The 15258-nt window shown below is 65.6% G+C and carries 14 protein-coding genes; 8 read left to right on the top strand and 6 right to left on the bottom strand.

Annotated features, from left to right (window positions below; all coding sequences use genetic code 11):
- Positions 1 to 357: 357 nt before the first annotated feature.
- The 3 genes from trpE to rpe form a co-directional block, all read right to left on the bottom strand.
- A complete protein-coding gene (gene trpE / locus R6258_RS07645) occupies positions 358 to 1851 on the bottom strand; it encodes an anthranilate synthase component I (protein WP_412176365.1) in 1494 nt (497 codons plus the stop codon).
- 221 nt (positions 1852 to 2072) lie between these two features.
- Positions 2073 to 3068, bottom strand: coding sequence for a phosphoglycolate phosphatase (locus R6258_RS07640; protein WP_318449070.1), 996 nt, complete (start codon positions 3066 to 3068; stop codon positions 2073 to 2075).
- Positions 3065 to 3763, bottom strand: coding sequence for a ribulose-phosphate 3-epimerase (gene rpe / locus R6258_RS07635; RefSeq protein ID WP_318449069.1), 699 nt, complete (start codon positions 3761 to 3763; stop codon positions 3065 to 3067). Before rpe ends, R6258_RS07640 begins: the two co-directional genes overlap by 4 nt.
- A gap of 189 nt (positions 3764 to 3952) precedes the next feature.
- Between rpe and ggt the strand changes: the two genes are divergently transcribed.
- The 7 genes from ggt (at position 3953) to R6258_RS07600 (ending at position 11715) form a co-directional block, all read left to right on the top strand.
- On the top strand, positions 3953 to 5713 hold the full coding sequence (ggt, locus tag R6258_RS07630; protein ID WP_318449068.1) for a gamma-glutamyltransferase: 1761 nt from the start codon (positions 3953 to 3955) through the stop codon (positions 5711 to 5713).
- A 138-nt stretch (positions 5714 to 5851) separates the two neighbouring features.
- Positions 5852 to 7042 (top strand): MFS transporter, encoded by a 1191-nt coding sequence (locus R6258_RS07625; RefSeq protein WP_318449067.1) that lies wholly within the window; start codon positions 5852 to 5854, stop codon positions 7040 to 7042.
- Positions 7043 to 7164: 122 nt separating this feature from the next.
- Positions 7165 to 8187, top strand: coding sequence for a thiosulfate ABC transporter substrate-binding protein CysP (cysP, locus tag R6258_RS07620; protein ID WP_318449066.1), 1023 nt, complete (start codon positions 7165 to 7167; stop codon positions 8185 to 8187).
- Positions 8184 to 9041 (top strand): sulfate ABC transporter permease subunit CysT, encoded by an 858-nt coding sequence (cysT, locus tag R6258_RS07615; protein ID WP_318449065.1) that lies wholly within the window; start codon positions 8184 to 8186, stop codon positions 9039 to 9041. Before cysP ends, cysT begins: the two co-directional genes overlap by 4 nt.
- On the top strand, positions 9041 to 9868 hold the full coding sequence (gene cysW, locus R6258_RS07610; RefSeq protein WP_318449064.1) for a sulfate/thiosulfate ABC transporter permease CysW: 828 nt from the start codon (positions 9041 to 9043) through the stop codon (positions 9866 to 9868). The genes cysT and cysW overlap by 1 nt, the downstream gene beginning before the upstream one ends.
- Positions 9865 to 10962: a sulfate/molybdate ABC transporter ATP-binding protein gene (locus tag R6258_RS07605; RefSeq protein ID WP_318449063.1), complete on the top strand. Its 1098-nt coding sequence runs from the start codon at positions 9865 to 9867 to the stop codon at positions 10960 to 10962. The genes cysW and R6258_RS07605 overlap by 4 nt, the downstream gene beginning before the upstream one ends.
- A 150-nt stretch (positions 10963 to 11112) precedes the next feature.
- Complete coding sequence (locus tag R6258_RS07600; RefSeq protein WP_318449062.1) at positions 11113 to 11715, top strand: YajG family lipoprotein; 603 nt, start codon at positions 11113 to 11115, stop codon at positions 11713 to 11715.
- A gap of 73 nt (positions 11716 to 11788) precedes the next feature.
- Here R6258_RS07600 and tmpT read toward each other — a convergent pair whose 3' ends face one another.
- The 3 genes from tmpT to R6258_RS07585 all read right to left on the bottom strand — a co-directional run bounded on the left by tmpT (position 11789) and on the right by R6258_RS07585 (position 13669).
- The gene (gene tmpT / locus R6258_RS07595) at positions 11789 to 12424 is read right to left on the bottom strand and encodes a thiopurine S-methyltransferase (RefSeq protein WP_318449061.1); all 636 of its coding nucleotides are present in this window, start codon (positions 12422 to 12424) and stop codon (positions 11789 to 11791) included.
- 71 nt (positions 12425 to 12495) lie between these two features.
- Entirely contained in the window at positions 12496 to 13128 is a 633-nt protein-coding gene (locus tag R6258_RS07590) for a TIGR04211 family SH3 domain-containing protein (protein ID WP_318449060.1), read from the bottom strand.
- 211 nt (positions 13129 to 13339) lie between these two features.
- Positions 13340 to 13669, bottom strand: a complete 330-nt coding sequence (locus R6258_RS07585) for a DUF1820 family protein (RefSeq protein WP_318449059.1) — start codon at positions 13667 to 13669, stop codon at positions 13340 to 13342.
- Positions 13670 to 13891: 222 nt separating this feature from the next.
- Between R6258_RS07585 and miaB the strand changes: the two genes are divergently transcribed.
- Positions 13892 to 15241: a tRNA (N6-isopentenyl adenosine(37)-C2)-methylthiotransferase MiaB gene (miaB, locus tag R6258_RS07580; RefSeq protein WP_318449058.1), complete on the top strand. Its 1350-nt coding sequence runs from the start codon at positions 13892 to 13894 to the stop codon at positions 15239 to 15241.
- The last annotated feature ends 17 nt before the right edge of the window (positions 15242 to 15258 follow it).

Raw genomic sequence — 15258 nt, 5'->3', positions numbered from 1 at the left:
CACAGCGCTATATAGTGCCGCCGTAGTTATCGATCATCAGCACGGACATGGCATTGGGCTCTTGAGTCATTTCGAAGCGTGTTCCGATTGCGTAGTTACCCGAGGGTCATTGATCGTGACCAGGTGCTCATGCCAGCCATGCAGGGTTCAGACACAACGATGCCGCCCTGACGGCGGCATCTGAGGTACCCAGACAAAGCGTGCCGCCTCGCGCTAGAGGCGCCACCACTGCTTGCTAGAGTCGATGTGATCGAGTGCATTCATGCGCCCAATACTGCGGTCGGGGGCCGAACCTGTCAAGACGCCGACTGCGCCCTGTCGTACGCGCGACCGGCAAGGCCAGGGTCGGCCGGCGCACTACAGATTGTCGAGACCGCGCTCGGCCATCGCCACGGCACGGAACAGCGCCCGGCCCTTGTTGAGGGTTTCCTGCCATTCGAGCTCGGGCACCGAGTCGGCGACGATGCCGGCGCCCGCCTGAACATGCAGTTCGCCATCCTTGATCACCGCGGTGCGGATGGCGATCGCGGTGTCCATGTTGCCGTGCCAGGACAGATAGCCCACGGCGCCCGAGTAGACGCCCCGCTTGACCGGCTCGAGCTCGTCGATGATCTCGAGCGCCCTGATCTTCGGCGCGCCGGACAGCGTGCCCGCCGGGAAGGTCGCGCGCAGCACGTCCATGGCGCTCATCCCCGGCTTCAGCCGCCCGGTGACCTGGGAAACGATGTGCATGACGTGGGAATAGCGCTCCACCGCCATGTTGTCGGTCACCGTCACCGAGCCGGTCTCGCTGATGCGGCCGATGTCGTTGCGCCCCAGATCGATCAGCATGACGTGCTCGGCGATCTCCTTGGGGTCGGCCAGCAGGTCGACTTCGAGCGCGCGGTCTTCCTCTTCGGTACGCCCACGCTTGCGCGTGCCGGCGATCGGCCGCACCGTGACTTCGCCCTCCTCCAGCCGGGTGAGAATCTCCGGCGACGAACCGACCACATGGTGATCGTCGAGGTTGAAGAAGAACATGTAGGGCGACGGATTCAGGCTGCGCAAGGCGCGATACAGATCCAGCGGCGGCGCCTGATAGGGAATCGACATGCGCTGCGAGGGCACGCACTGCATGACATCGCCGGCCAGCACGTACTCCTTGATCTTCTCCACCGCGGCCTTGAAGCCCTCTTCGGTGAAGCCCGAGGTGAAGTCGCCCTCCTCCACCGCCGGTCGCCCGCTTCCCGGACTGACGCTGTTCAGCGTCGCGCTGCGCAGTTGCACCTCCAGCGCCTCCAGTCGCTGCACGGCCCGCCGGTAGGCATCGCCCTCGCCCGGATCGGCATGCGTCCACAGCGTCAAACGCCCCGACAGGTTATCGAACACCACCAGTTCGTCGCAGACCATCAGCAGGATATCGGGCACGCCGATCGGGTCGGGCTTGGCCTCCACATGCGGGCCGCGCAGCCGCGGCTCGATATAGCGGATGGTATCGTAACCGAAATAGCCCACCAGGCCACCGTCGAAACGCGGCTGGTCGTCGAGCCGCGGCACCTTGAAGCGGGCCTGGAACTCCTCGATCCAGCTCAGCGGATCGTCCACCTCGCTGATGCCCCGTTGCTCGCCGTTGGCGATGTGCCGGACCTGATGGCCACGCACTTCGATGCGCTCGCGGCACGGCAGGCCGATGATCGAATAGCGACCCCACTTCTCGCCGCCCTGCACCGACTCGAGCAGGAAGGTCCAGGGCGCGTCGGCGAGCTTGAGGTAGGTGGAAAGCGGTGTATCGAGGTCGGCCAGCACCTCGCGGGTCACCGGAATGCGGTTATAACCGGCCTGAGCCAGTTCGTCGAAACGTGCGGCGGTCATCATACCCAGCATGTCCTTCAAGGCGTTGATCGGAATGGCGTTACGGTGTCGGCGGTGAGTCACCGCGGGGCGTCACCATCGCCAGCGGCGCTGGCCCTTGGCCGGTATGCGCCAACGCGCCTCGATCCGCTTGGAAACATGGTGGGTATTCAGCATGGTGAGGGTCCGTTGATTGCCGAATCTTATTGATTTGGCACCGCTTATAGCGAGCCGATTTCACCCTAAACGAGTTCGATAAGCGATTCAACCAGGCCGTCCGGCCCGGCGTCGGCTACCGCTTCACCATGATTGTAGCCGTAAGGGACCGCCAGGGTGCGAAACCCGGCGCGCCGTCCGGCTTCGATGTCGTGGCGCGAGTCGCCGACCATCAGCGACGCCTGCGGCGTCACGCCCAGGATCTCGGCCGCATGCAGCAGTGGCGCCGGATCGGGTTTCTTGACGGGCAGCGAGTCGCCGCCCAGCGTCACGTCGAACAGCCCCTCGAGGCCTAGCGCGCCGAGAATCGGGGCAATGAAGGCGTGGGGCTTGTTGGTGATCAACGCCAGTTGCATCCCGCGCGCCTTGAGCCGTTCGAGCGCCTCGCGCGCGCCGGGGTAGAGCGTGGTGTCGACGCACGGCGCCTGGGCGTAAGCCGCCAGAAAGTCGCGCTGGGCGCCGTCCAGCCGACGTGCCGCCTCGGCGGCGCCCAGCGCATCCGCCAGCGCGCGCTCGACCAGCTTGCGCGCGCCGTTGCCCACCCAGTCGCGCACCTTGGCCTCGCCGGCGGGCGGCAACTGCTGCGCGGCCAGCACGCAATCCACGGCCCGCGCCAGGTCGGGAACCGAATCGATCAACGTCCCGTCGAGATCGAATGCCACCAGGCGTATGCCTTCGAGATGCCCCGTCATGTCGGCTCCTTGGCGTGTCGTGGGTTCGGCAGGCGTCGTGTGACTCAGCGCCTGCGATGAATGCTCGAGCCAGGCGCGCTTTTTCGCCACCGGTTGCTTCTTCAGCCACGCCTCGAGCCTGAGCGCCTCGCTGCGAATGCCGACCGCCCGGCAATGGCGCAGCGTCAGTGGGCCCTTGCCGCGCAAGGCCCGCGCCCCGCGCTTGCCGTGGCAATGCTCGCGAAAGCGTCGCTCGACATCGGTGGTAATGCCGGTGTACAGCGCTCCGCCGGCGGTCTCGATGACGTAGAGATACCAGACTGGCGTATCGTCGCACCTCGCCTCGCTCACGCCCGGGTCAGTTCATCGCGTAGGGCCTGGATCACGCTGTCGTAGCGATGCGCATCGTCCTCGCGGCGGGCGCCGAATATCGCCGAGCCGGCGACGAACGTATCCGCGCCGGCGCGAGCGATCTCGGCGATGTTGTCGACCTTGACCCCACCGTCTATCTCCAGGCGGATCGGCCGGCCGCTGGCCGCGATGCGCGAACGCGCTTCGCGCAACTTGTCGAGGGTGCCGGGGATGAACGACTGCCCACCGAAACCGGGATTGACGCTCATCAGCAGGATCATGTCGAGTTTGTCCATCACGTAGTCGAGATAGGAGAGCGGCGTCGCCGGGTTGAACACCAGGCCGGCCTTGGCGCCGCCGTCGCGGATCAGTTGCAGCGAGCGGTCGATGTGCTCGGAGGCCTCGGGGTGGAAGGTGATGTAGCTCGCGCCGGCGTCGATGAAGTCGCCGATCAGCCGATCCACCGGCTTGACCATCAGGTGGGCGTCGATCGGCGCGGTCACGCCATGCTTGCGCAACGCCTCGCAAACCATCGGGCCGATGGTCAGGTTGGGCACGTAATGGTTGTCCATGACGTCGAAGTGGACGATATCGGCGCCGGCGGCCAGCACGTCGTCGACCTCCTGGCCGAGACAGGCGAAGTTGGCGGAGAGAATCGAGGGGGCGATCTTGAAGTCGGGTTTCACGTCGGGCATGGCTCGTCGATCCGGTTCACGAAATTCTGATTCACGAAATAGGGGAAGCAGCCTGGCGAAAGCAGCGCGCCGAAAGCCCGTCATTCTAGCGCATATCGGGCCCTAACAGGGGCGGCGGTTTGCGCCGCGAGCGATCACAGTCAATAGTAATTGAGCAATTACAAAAACCACTCGCAAGGAGATCCGACGATGGCGAGGATATTGCCAAGCCTGCAAGCCCGCAGACGCGCCCTTCAACGAGGTATCGTGTTGCTGGCCACCAGCGTCCTGTTCAGCCTGCCGCTGACGGCCAGCGCCCAGTCCGAGGCGATTCTCGAAGGTGAACGCTTCAATCCGGAAGTCGGCACACGCGGGATGGTCGCCACCAGTCACTTTTTGGCCTCGCAAGTCTCCCGGGACGTGCTCGCGCAAGGCGGCAACGCCGTCGACGCCGCGGTGACGGCGGGCTTCGCGCTGGCCGTTACCCAGCCGCGTTCGGGCAATATCGGCGGTGGCGGCTTCATGCTGATCTCCGACGAGAAGAGCGGCGAGGTAATCGCCATCGATTACCGCGAGAAGGCGCCCTCGGCGGCGTTTGAAACGATGTTCCAGAACGAGGCGGGCGAGGCGGTTTCCGAGCTGTCGCGCTATACCCATAACGCGTCCGGCGTGCCGGGCACCGTCGCCGGCCTGGCGTTGGCGCTCGACAAGTACGGCACGCTGAGCCTGGCCGAAGCACTGGCACCGGCGATCGAGCTCGCCGAGCAGGGCTTTCCGGTACCGCAACGCTTCGTCGATGGCGTGCGCGATGCCGGCGAGCGGCTGACCAAATGGGACGCCACTCGCGCCAAGTTCTTCAAGCAGGACGGCAGCGCCTACCAGGTCGGCGAGATCTTCCGTCAACCGGACCTGGCCGCCACGCTCAAGCGCATCGCCGAGCAGGGTCCACGCGAGTTCTACGAAGGCGAGACCGCCAAGCTGATCGCCGCCGAGATGCAGCGCCACGATGGCCTGATGACGCTCGAGGACCTGGCCAACTACCAGCCGACGATTCGTGAACCCAGCCACGGCAACTACCGCGGCTACGACGTCTATGCCATGAGCCCGCCCTCCTCCGGCGGCGTGCATATCGTGCAGATGCTCAACATCCTCGAGGGCTATGACATCGGCGCGATGGGCTTCAACTCGGCGCGCACCATCCATGTGATGGCCGAGGCGATGAAGCGCGCCTACGCCGACCGTTCCAAGTACCTGGGCGATACCGACTTCGTCGACGTGCCGCTCGAAGGCCTGACCTCCGAGGGCTACGCCAACGAACTGCGCGAGCAGATCTCGATGGATAGCGCCACGCCGAGCGACACCCTGGGGCCGGGTAACCCGCTGCCCTACGAATCCAACGAGACCACTCACTTCTCGATCGCCGACGGCGATGGGCTGGCGGTCTCGAACACCTACACCATCAACTTCAGCTACGGCTCGGGCATCGTCGTCGACGGCGCCGGTTTCCTACTCAACAACGAGATGGACGACTTCTCGGCCAAGCCTGGGGTGCCCAACGCCTACGGCCTGATCGGCGGCGAGGCCAACAAGGTCGAGCCCAACAAGCGGATGCTCTCGTCGATGACGCCGACCATCGTCAAGAAGGATGACAAGAACTTCCTGATTACCGGCAGCCCCGGCGGCTCGCGAATCATCACCACCACATTGCAGGTGCTGATGAACGTCATCGATCATCACATGAACATCCAGACCGCGGTCAGCGTGCCGCGCATTCACCATCAATGGCTGCCCGACGAAATCCGCATCGAGCAGGGCGTCAGCCCCGACACCATCGCCCTGCTCGAAGCGCTCGGCCATACCGTCAGTCAGCAGGACGCGATGGGTGCCGCTCAGTCGATCATGATCGACGACGGCGTGTTCTATGGCGGCGCCGATCCGCGGCGCTCGACCTCGTCGGCGATGGGCCTCTAGCAAAACAGGCGACGTTCCAACAGCGCCCCGGTCACTGCCGGGGCGTTTTCGTAACCGTGCGCCGCGCGACCTTGGTGCCATCGACGCGCTAGCCGCTAAATGCGCTAATGGCGATTCATGCCTGACGCCGCGTCCCCAATGCCTATCGTCGTCATCGCCATCGCCGAGCTGTTCGGCACCGCGCTCTGGTTTACCCCCAACGCCGTCATCGGCTACCTGCAACAGGCCTGGTCGCTGGCCGCGACCGACCTCGGCTGGCTGACCGGCGCGGTCCAGGTGGGCTTCCTGCTCGGCACCCTGGCGATCGGGCTGAGCGGCCTGGCCGATCGTCGCGATGCCAGCCGGCTGTTCGTCGCCGCCTGCCTGCTCGGCGCCGCAGCCAATGCCCTGCTGCCACTGGCCGGCGGGCTGTGGCCGGCGGTGGGGCTGCGCCTGCTGACCGGCATGGCCCTGGCCGGCATCTACCCCATCGGCATGAAGTTGATGGTCGGCTGGGCCCCCGGTCGCACCGGGCTGGGGCTGGCCTGGCTGGTCGGCATGCTGGTCATCGGCACCGCACTGCCGCACGCCCTGCATGGCCTGAGCCTGCTCGACGCCTTTCGCCTGCCCTGGACCAGCGGGGTCTGGGGCGCCTCAGGCCTGGCGCTGCTCGCCGCGTTGATGATCTGGCGCTTGGGCGAAGCGCCCGAGATGGGCGCCGCCAAGGCTGCCGCAAAGGCCACGGCGCCTGGCAAACGCCCGGTGCTGGATCTCAGCGTGTTCACGATCGCCGGTTACCGGCGCGCCGCCGGTGGTTATTTCGGCCACATGTGGGAGCTCTACACACTCTGGGCGCTGATCCCGCTGCTGCTCGCCGAGGCCTGGCCGGGGGCCTCCCGGGTCGGCCTGGCGCTGGGCAGCTTCGCGCTGATCGCCATCGGCGGTCCGGGCTGTTGGCTCGGCGGCTGGCTGAGCCAGACGCTGGGCAGCCGGCGAGTCGCCATGCTAGGGCTGGCCGGTTCGGGCGGCTGTTGCCTGCTTTACCCCTGGCTCACCGCCGCGCCGACCTTCGTGCTGGTGGCATTCCTGGGCCTATGGAGCGCGCTGGCGGTGGTCGACTCGGCGCACTTCTCGGCGCTGTCGGCGCGCGCCTGCCCGAGCCACCTGCTGGGCACCGGGCTGACGCTGCAGAACGCCATCGGCTTCGGCATCTCGGTAATATCGCTGATCGTGCTGGTGCCCTTGTGGCCGCTACTGGACGAGTGGCTGGCCTGGCTGTTGCTACCCGGCCCCGTCATCGGCCTGTGGCTGATCGGCCGCGACCTGCCCAATCCCGCCAAAAGCGCCTGAAATGCGCGGGCAGACGGTCACGTATCAGCGATATATATCGCCAAATAGAATAAACAACAGGATTGTCATTCCACAAAAGCTGGATTAGCCTTCAGCGATTCCCGCCATATTCTGGAGCCGTCATGACATTTCTGAGCGCATTGCGCCGCGTCGCCATCGCTTCGTCGGCGACCGCCGCCCTGGCCGGCAGTATCGTTTCCCCCGCCATGGCCGCCGATCGCGAGCTACTCAACTCCTCCTACGATATCGCCCGCGAGCTGTTCGCCACGCTCAACCCCGAATTCGTCGACTGGTGGCAGCAGAACCACGGCGAGAGCGTCGAGATCAAGCAGTCCCACGGCGGCTCTTCGAAGCAGGCTCGGGCGATCATGCAGGGCCTCAAGGCCGACGTGGTGACCTATAACCAGGTCACCGACGTCGACGTGCTGGCCGAGGCCGGGCTGGTGGCCGAGGATTGGCAGCAGCAGTACCCCAACAACGCCTCGCCCTACTATTCGACTACTGCGTTCCTGGTCCGCGAGGGCAACCCCAAGGGTATCGACAGCTGGGACGATCTGGTCGCCGATGATGTCGAGATCGTGTTCCCCAACCCCAAGACCTCGGGCAACGGCCGCTACACCTATCTGGCCGCCTGGGGCTATGCCGATCGCGCCTTCGACGGCGACGAGGACAAGATTCGCGACTTCATGAAGCAGTTCCTGGGCAACGTCAAGGTGTTCGATACCGGCGGCCGTGGCGCCACCACGACCTTCGTCGAGCGCGGCATCGGCGACGTACTGATCACGTTCGAGTCCGAGGTCAACAACATCCGCAACGAGTACGGCAAGGACGATTACGAGGTCGTGGTGCCGCCGGTGAGCATCCTCGCCGAGTTCCCCGTGGCGGTGGTCGAGGAGTACGCCGAGCGCAACGGCACCAGCGAGCTGGCCCACGGCTACCTGGACTACCTGTACACCGAAGAGGCCCAGCGCCTGCTGGCCGGTTTCAACTACCGCGTCAACGACGAGAACGTTCAGGCCGAATTCGCCGAGCAGTTCCCCGCGACCGAACTTCTACGCGTCGAGGACGTGTTCGGTGGCTGGGACGAGGTCATGGACACCCACTTCTCCAGCGGCGGCGTGCTGGACCAACTGCAGCGTCGATGAGCACGCTCGCGCTGCTCGGCCGGTCGGCACCCAAGCGGGTGCTGCCCGGCTTCGGCCTTTCGCTGGGAATTACCCTGCTGTTCGTCTCGCTGGTGCTGTTGCTGCCCTTGACCAGCCTGGTCGGGCAGCTCGCCAGCGTCAGCCTGTCCGAGTACTGGGCGATCATCAGCGAACCGCGGGTCGTCGCCAGCTACCTGGTAACCATCGGCGCTGCGGCCGGGGCTTCGCTGGTCAACGCGCTGTTCGGGCTGCTGATGGCCTGGGTGCTGGTGCGCTACGAATTCCCCGGCAAGCGCTTGCTGGACGCGCTGATGGACCTGCCCTTCGCGCTGCCTACCGCGGTTGCCGGCATCACCCTGGCGACGCTTTATTCGTCGAGCGGCTGGATGGGCCGGCTGCTCGATCCGCTGGGCGTCGAGGTGGCCTACACCTGGGTGGGCATCGCCCTGGCCATGGCCTTCACCAGCATTCCATTCGTGGTGCGCACCGTGCAGCCGGTCCTCGAGGACCTGCCGCGCGAGATCGACGAGGCCGCGCTGACGCTGGGCGCCAGCGATGCCACCGCGTTTCGCCGGGTGATCCTGCCCAATTTATGGCCGGCGCTGGTGACCGGCACCGGACTGGCCTTCGTGCGCTCGCTGGGTGAGTTCGGTGCAGTGATCTTCATCGCCGGCAACATGCCCTACGAAACCGAGATCACCTCGCTGATGATCTTCGTCAAGCTTCAGGAATACGACTATGTGGGCGCCTCGGCGATCGCCTCGGTGGTGCTGGCGGTGTCGCTCGCGTTGCTGCTGGCGCTCAATCTGTGGCAGGGCCGCTTCATTCGTCGACTGCACGGGGGCAAGGGCTGATGCAACGTATCGGTGACGCGCCGCGTATCCGCCGGCTGCTGATCGGCCTGGCGCTGGCCCTGGCGGCGCTGTTCTTACTGCTGCCGCTGGTGGCGATCTTCGCCCAGGCCTTCGCCGAAGGCCTGGCCATGTTCTGGGCCAACCTCAGCGATGAATACACCCTGGCGGCCATCGGCCTGACGCTGTTCGTAACGCTGCTGACGATCCCCGTCAACCTGGTGTTCGGAGTGTTCCTGGCCTGGCTGGTGACGCGTTTCAGCTTCCCCGGCCGGCGCCTGCTGCAGACGCTGATCGACATTCCCTTCGCCGTCTCGCCGGTGGTCGCCGGCCTGGTCTACCTGCTGCTGTACGGGCGCAACGGCTGGATCGGCGGCTGGCTCGACGGCCACGACATCCAATTGATGTTCGCCTGGCCGGGCATCGTGCTGGTGACCATCTTCGTCACCTGCCCGTTCGTCGCCCGCGAGCTGATTCCGCTGATGCAGGCGCAGGGCTCGCGCGAGGAGGAGGCCGCGGTGACGCTGGGCGCCTCGGGCTGGACGCTGTTTCGCCGCGTGACGCTGCCCAACATCAAGTGGGCACTGCTCTACGGGGTGATCCTGACCAACGCCCGGGCGGTGGGTGAATTCGGCGCCGTGTCGGTGGTGTCAGGCTCGATCCGCGGCGAAACCAATACCCTGCCGCTGCACGTCGAGCTGCTCTATCAGGACTACAACACCGTCGGCGCCTTCACCGCCGCCGCGCTGCTGGCCCTGATCGCCCTGTTGACCCTGGTCGCCAAGGCCGGGCTGGAATGGCGCGCCGCGCGCCGGGAGACTGCCGCATGAGCATCCGCCTGAAGAACATCGCCAAGACCTTCGGTCGCAACACCGCCCTGGCGCCGCTCGACCTGGCCATCGGCGACGGCGAACTGGTCGGCCTGCTGGGCCCCTCGGGGTCGGGCAAGACCACTCTGCTGCGGATCATCGCCGGGCTCGAGCAGCCCAACCGCAAGCCCGCTGGGTCGATCCACTTCGGCGATCGCGACGTCACCCATGTCCACGTTCGCGACCGCCGCATCGGTTTCGTCTTCCAGCACTACGCGCTGTTCCGCCACATGAGCGTGTTCGACAACATCGCCTTCGGGCTGACCGCCATGCCGCGCCGCACGCGCCCCTCGAGCGGCGAGATCCGCGCCCGCGTTCATCGCCTGCTGGAGATGGTCCAGCTCGAGGAGTTCGCCCAGCGCTACCCGGCGCAACTCTCCGGCGGCCAGCAGCAGCGCGTCTCGCTGGCCCGCGCCCTGGCCCTGCAACCCGACGTGCTGCTGCTCGACGAGCCGTTCGGTGCGCTCGACGCCAAGGTGCGCCAGGATCTGCGCCGCTGGCTGCGCCATCTGCACGACGAGCTGAATTTCACCAGTGTGTTCGTCACCCACGATCAGGAAGAGGCCCTGGAGCTCTCGGATCGCGTGGTGGTGATGAGCAACGGCCGCATCGAGCAGATCGACGAACCCGACAGGCTCTATCGCAACCCGGCCAATCGCTTCGTGTTCGAGTTTCTCGGCGACGTCAATCGCCTCGAGGGCGAGGTACGTGACGGCGAACTGACCTGCGGCACCGCGCGCCTCGCCGTCGACCTCGACGAGGGCCGCGAGGAACTGCTGATGCGCCCCCATGAGCTCCGGCTGATCGAAGCGCCTACCGAACATGCCCACCTGCCGGTCTGCGTCACCGCGGTCTCCCCGGTGGGCGCCGAAGTGCGCGTCGAACTCGAGGCCGACTGGCTCGCCGAGCCCTGGCTGGCGACCGTACGCCACGCCGATTTCGAGCGGCTGGCGATCCGGCGCGGGCAACGGCTGTTCGTGGAGCCGCGCCGCTGGCGCCGCTTCGCCGACGATCGCGTCCGTCAACCAACTGGCCGGACCGTCGCCTCCTCCTGATCCGGCATGCCTCGGTCGGCCACTCTTGCCGCCCCTCTCGTCGTCGCGCAGCGAAGGTTATACTGCCGCACGATGCGTGTAATGATGCGCGCAACGTAGCCACGCGAGCGCCGGCTATCCGGATAGGTCGATAACAGGAGGTGAACCGAGATGCGTATTGCCAAGATCCTCAAGCAAGCCAGCGGACTCGCCGCGCTAGGGGCGGCGCTGCTGCTGGCCGGCTGCGCGCAGAGTCCGCAATATCTGAACGTCAGCCCGACGGTGTCCGGCAACCTGCCGCAGGTGGGCAGCGGCCAGGCGGTAACGCTGATCACCGCCGACGGTCGCGAGTCCGACGTGCTGGGCACGCGAAGTGGCAAGCGGATGTCCACCGACACCATCAGCGTGCCTGCGCACACCTTGATGCCCAGGCTTCAACAGCAGGCCGAGGCGGCGCTGCGCCAGATGGGCTTCGAGCCCACCTCGCAGGCGACCGCAGGCCGACCCAGCCTGACCCTGACGCTGACCCAACTGAGCTATCAGAAAGGCGAGGCCCAGGCGATGCTCGACAAGGCGGTGCTGGTCGCCAAGCTCCAGGCCGTGGTCGAGAACCAAGGCAGCGTCTATACGGGGATCTATACCGCCAAGCGTGAGCAGAGCTACGCCCTGACCCCGGATTACGAGAAGAACAACCAGATGGTCACCGAGCTGCTCAGCAACGCCCTGGATCGCACCTTCGGTGATCCGCAGATCGGCCAGTTGCTGGCCAACTAGTCGGCACAGGCTAGCCAATCGTACGCCCCGGCCTTCACCGGGGCCTGCTTGCGGGACGGCTCCGCTCGGGGCGTCAGCGACCCGGACCACGACGGACCAGCGACCAGACCTGCTCGCGCCAGCCGCGCTCGTCCGCTGGCGTCGCCGTCAGTCGTTCGAGTTCGAAGTTGGCCGCGAACAGTCGCTCGACCTCGCCGGCCTCCACCGAATAGGGCGGCCCCTGGTCGGCACCGCCGCCGTGGCTAAGGCTCACCAGCAGCCCACGCGCCCCGGGCGGTAACAGTTGTGCGAGATGGAAGGCATAGCGCTGACGCATCGCCGGCGGCAGGGCGATCAACGCCGCCCTGTCGTAGAAGGCCTGCACTTCCAGCGCCTGGTCGATGTGAAAGTGGAAGAAGTCGCCACACCACACTTCGACGCTGCCCTGGCGGTAGACTTCGAACACGTCCTGGCGAAAGCGCGATATCGCACCGCGCCCCTCGGCGACGAATTGCTCGATGGCTTCACGAGCCAACTCGATACCCAGCACCGGATGGCCACGCTCGGCCAGCCAGCGCATGTCGAGACTCTTGCCGCACAGCGGCACCAGCACCTTGCCCGCTTCGGCGACGCCGAGTTTCGGCCAGTAGTACTCTAGCGCCGGATGTACGGTGTCTCGATGAAAGCCGATGCGCCCCTCTTTCCAGCGATCCAGCCATTCATTGCTCATCGCCCGCTCCCGTCATCGACTCACTTCCGCCGGGGTTTCGCAGCGGATCAGCGTAAAGTCCGACAGCCTGCTTAGAACCAGCGATCACGCTTGCTCCGCCGCCGCGGCAGGTGAGGTACCAGCAGGCCGACGATCAGCCCCGCGCCGGCCACGCCACCGCCATACATGAAGTAGCGCATCAGCAGGTCCTCTTCCTGGGTATCCAGGCGCGCCTTGGATTTGCGCAGGCTCGCCTGGGCCTGGCTCAACTGGCGATCGAGCTCGGCATTGCGGCTTTCCAGATCGGCGATACGCTGCTGGCGCGCCTCGAGCGTTTCGGTCATCGTCGTCACGCGCCCTTCCCACTCGCCGTTGGCCGACTCGAGCTGTGAACTGAGCGACTCGACACGCGAGCGCAGCTCGGGGACGCGTTCCTTCAGGCTGCGCTCATCCTGCAGTTGATCACTCTGAATCCATACCTCGTCGCCATCGGCGGCCCGCACGCGGCTATAGTCACCGCTGGTTTCGAGCACCGTGACCTGCGCGCCGGACTCAAGGGCCCCGACGATGCGGTACTCGTTGGAGGGGCCGCTACGCACGAATGTCGTCAGGTCGTCGGCCACCCACTGGGTCGCTTGCGAGGCCTGGGCCCGGGCAGCTTCGCCAGCCCCCAACAGACCCAGCCCCAATGTCAGTCCTGCCATCAACTTGTTGATCTTGGACATTTTCTACTGTCTTCCTGGTTGTCGGAAGGCTCTTGATCATCGGCTCCACGCGATTGCCCCCGGTGGCCGCCACGTCCTGTTTCGGCAACCTGGCCGGGGCCTTACAGCCATCCACACTTTCTGTGGATAAGTCTTGGGAAAACCCGTTGCGGCTATCAATCGACCCGGCGACTGATCGGGCCATGCCACACTTCGATCAAAATTTGATCGTTCAGCGATCGTCTCGCGGCGGTAGATTCATCGGCCGCGGGAACTCGGCCACCTTGCTGTCCGCCTTGACCGCCTTAGGCGTACCCTCGCGTTCGACCTCATCGATACGCACAATGGCGTTCAGCGGAATATAACTGCGGGTCACGCCATCGAAGGTACGACGCAGCTTCTCGCTCGACGGATCGACCACCACTTTCGAGACGTCCTCGAAGACGAACGCCTCGAGCTCGATGAAGCCCCAAAGATCGCTCTGGAAAATCTCCCGGGCATAAAGTTCCCAGATTTCCCCCTGGTTGTGAAAGACCACCCGATAGATTGATTTCGACGCCATACCACTCCCGTCACGCAGATGAAAAATCGCCAGGCGCGAGGCGCCATTCAAGCTGCCAAGAATATCACAGACGCCACGGCTTCGAAGGCCGGCCGGACAAGGCTGGTCAAGCCGGGGCCCGGGTACGTATAATTTCGCTCATCTGTCGTAGGCGGCCCTTGCGGTCATGCCTTCACTCCCTCGACTCACGGACAAAGCGGGCGCCAGGCGCCGACGCATTCTATGGCGAAGAAACTCTTCATCAAGACCCACGGCTGCCAGATGAACGAGTACGACTCCGCGCGCATGGCGGATCTGCTCGGCGAATCGCATCAGATGGAGCTGACCGACGACGAACGGGATGCCGACGTCATCCTGCTCAACACCTGCTCGATCCGCGAGAAGGCGCAGGAAAAGGTCTTCCACCAGCTCGGCCGCTGGAAGAAGCTCAAGGAGCGCAATCCCGAACTGGTGATCGGCGTCGGCGGCTGCGTGGCCAGCCAGGAAGGCGAAAACCTGCGCAAGCGAGCGCCCCACGTCGACATGGTGTTCGGCCCCCAGACGCTGCATCGCATCCCCTCGATGCTCGAATCGCGCAGCAAGAGTGCCAAGCCGATCTCGGTGGTCGACGTCACCTTCCCCGAGATCGAGAAGTTCGACCACCTGCCCAAGCCTAGCGCCGACGGCGCGACCGCCTTCGTGTCGGTGATGGAAGGTTGTTCCAAATACTGCACCTTCTGCGTGGTGCCCTATACCCGTGGCGAGGAGGTCTCGCGGCCGTTCGCCGCGGTGATGGAGGAAGTCGTCCACCTCGCCGAACAGGGCGTGCGCGAAATCAACCTGCTGGGCCAGAACGTCAACGCCTACCGCGGTGAAGACGAGACCGGCGAGGAGGTCGACCTTGCCGAGCTGATCGCCTGCGTCGCCGCCGTCGAGGGCATCGACCGCATCCGCTTCACCACCTCGCATCCGGTGGAGTTCTCCGACAGCCTGATCGAAGCCTACGGCGAGATTCCCGAACTGGTCAGTCATCTGCACCTGCCGGTTCAGGCGGGTTCCGACAAGATCCTGGCGGCGATGAAGCGCGGTCACGGCGTCGAGGAATACGTCGCCAAGCTCGAGCGCATCCGCGCGCTGCGCCCCGACATCAGCTTCTCCTCGGACTTCATCATCGGCTTCCCGAGCGAGACCGAGGCCGATTTCGAAGCCACCATGGACCTGATCCACCGGATCGGCTTCGACGTGTCGTTCAGCTTCGTCTACTCCGCGCGTCCCGGCACGCCGGCCGCAGCGCTCGAGGACGACACGCCCGAGGCGGTCAAGAAACAGCGCCTGGCGATCCTCCAGGAGCGCATCAACCAGAACGCCATGCAGATCAGTCGCCGCATGGTCGGCTCGACCCAGCGCATCCTGGTCACCGGCTTCTCACCGCGCGACCCCGGCAAGCTCTCGGGGCGCACCGAGAACAACCGCGTGGTCAACTTCAGCGCCGAGGATCCCACCGCGATGATCGGCACCTTCGTCGACGTCGAGATCACCGAAGCGCTCCCCAATTCGCTGCGCGCCACCCTCGTCTCGCCGGTCTGCCACTGACCGCGCCCCGCTTGCCA

This window comes from Halomonas sp. HP20-15, assembly GCF_033446685.1.
GTDB lineage: Bacteria > Pseudomonadota > Gammaproteobacteria > Pseudomonadales > Halomonadaceae > Modicisalibacter.
The sequence above is the reverse complement of the archived record's forward strand: the minus strand, read 5'-3'. Positions and strand labels throughout refer to the sequence as shown.

Bases quoted from the DNA above. Each gene is read 5' to 3' on its own strand.
- trpE (WP_412176365.1), bottom strand. From the start codon at position 1,851: ATGACCGCCGCACGTTTCGACGAACTGGCTCAGGCCGGTTATAACCGC.
- rpe (WP_318449069.1), bottom strand. From the start codon at position 3,763: ATGCCCGACGTGAAACCCGACTTCAAGATCGCCCCCTCGATTCTCTCC.
- ggt (WP_318449068.1), top strand. From the start codon at position 3,953: ATGGCGAGGATATTGCCAAGCCTGCAAGCCCGCAGACGCGCCCTTCAA.
- R6258_RS07625 (WP_318449067.1), top strand. From the start codon at position 5,852: ATGCCTATCGTCGTCATCGCCATCGCCGAGCTGTTCGGCACCGCGCTC.
- cysP (WP_318449066.1), top strand. From the start codon at position 7,165: ATGACATTTCTGAGCGCATTGCGCCGCGTCGCCATCGCTTCGTCGGCG.
- cysT (WP_318449065.1), top strand. From the start codon at position 8,184: ATGAGCACGCTCGCGCTGCTCGGCCGGTCGGCACCCAAGCGGGTGCTG.
- cysW (WP_318449064.1), top strand. From the start codon at position 9,041: ATGCAACGTATCGGTGACGCGCCGCGTATCCGCCGGCTGCTGATCGGC.
- R6258_RS07605 (WP_318449063.1), top strand. From the start codon at position 9,865: ATGAGCATCCGCCTGAAGAACATCGCCAAGACCTTCGGTCGCAACACC.
- R6258_RS07600 (WP_318449062.1), top strand. From the start codon at position 11,113: ATGCGTATTGCCAAGATCCTCAAGCAAGCCAGCGGACTCGCCGCGCTA.
- tmpT (WP_318449061.1), bottom strand. From the start codon at position 12,424: ATGAGCAATGAATGGCTGGATCGCTGGAAAGAGGGGCGCATCGGCTTT.
- R6258_RS07590 (WP_318449060.1), bottom strand. From the start codon at position 13,128: ATGTCCAAGATCAACAAGTTGATGGCAGGACTGACATTGGGGCTGGGT.
- R6258_RS07585 (WP_318449059.1), bottom strand. From the start codon at position 13,669: ATGGCGTCGAAATCAATCTATCGGGTGGTCTTTCACAACCAGGGGGAA.
- miaB (WP_318449058.1), top strand. From the start codon at position 13,892: ATGGCGAAGAAACTCTTCATCAAGACCCACGGCTGCCAGATGAACGAG.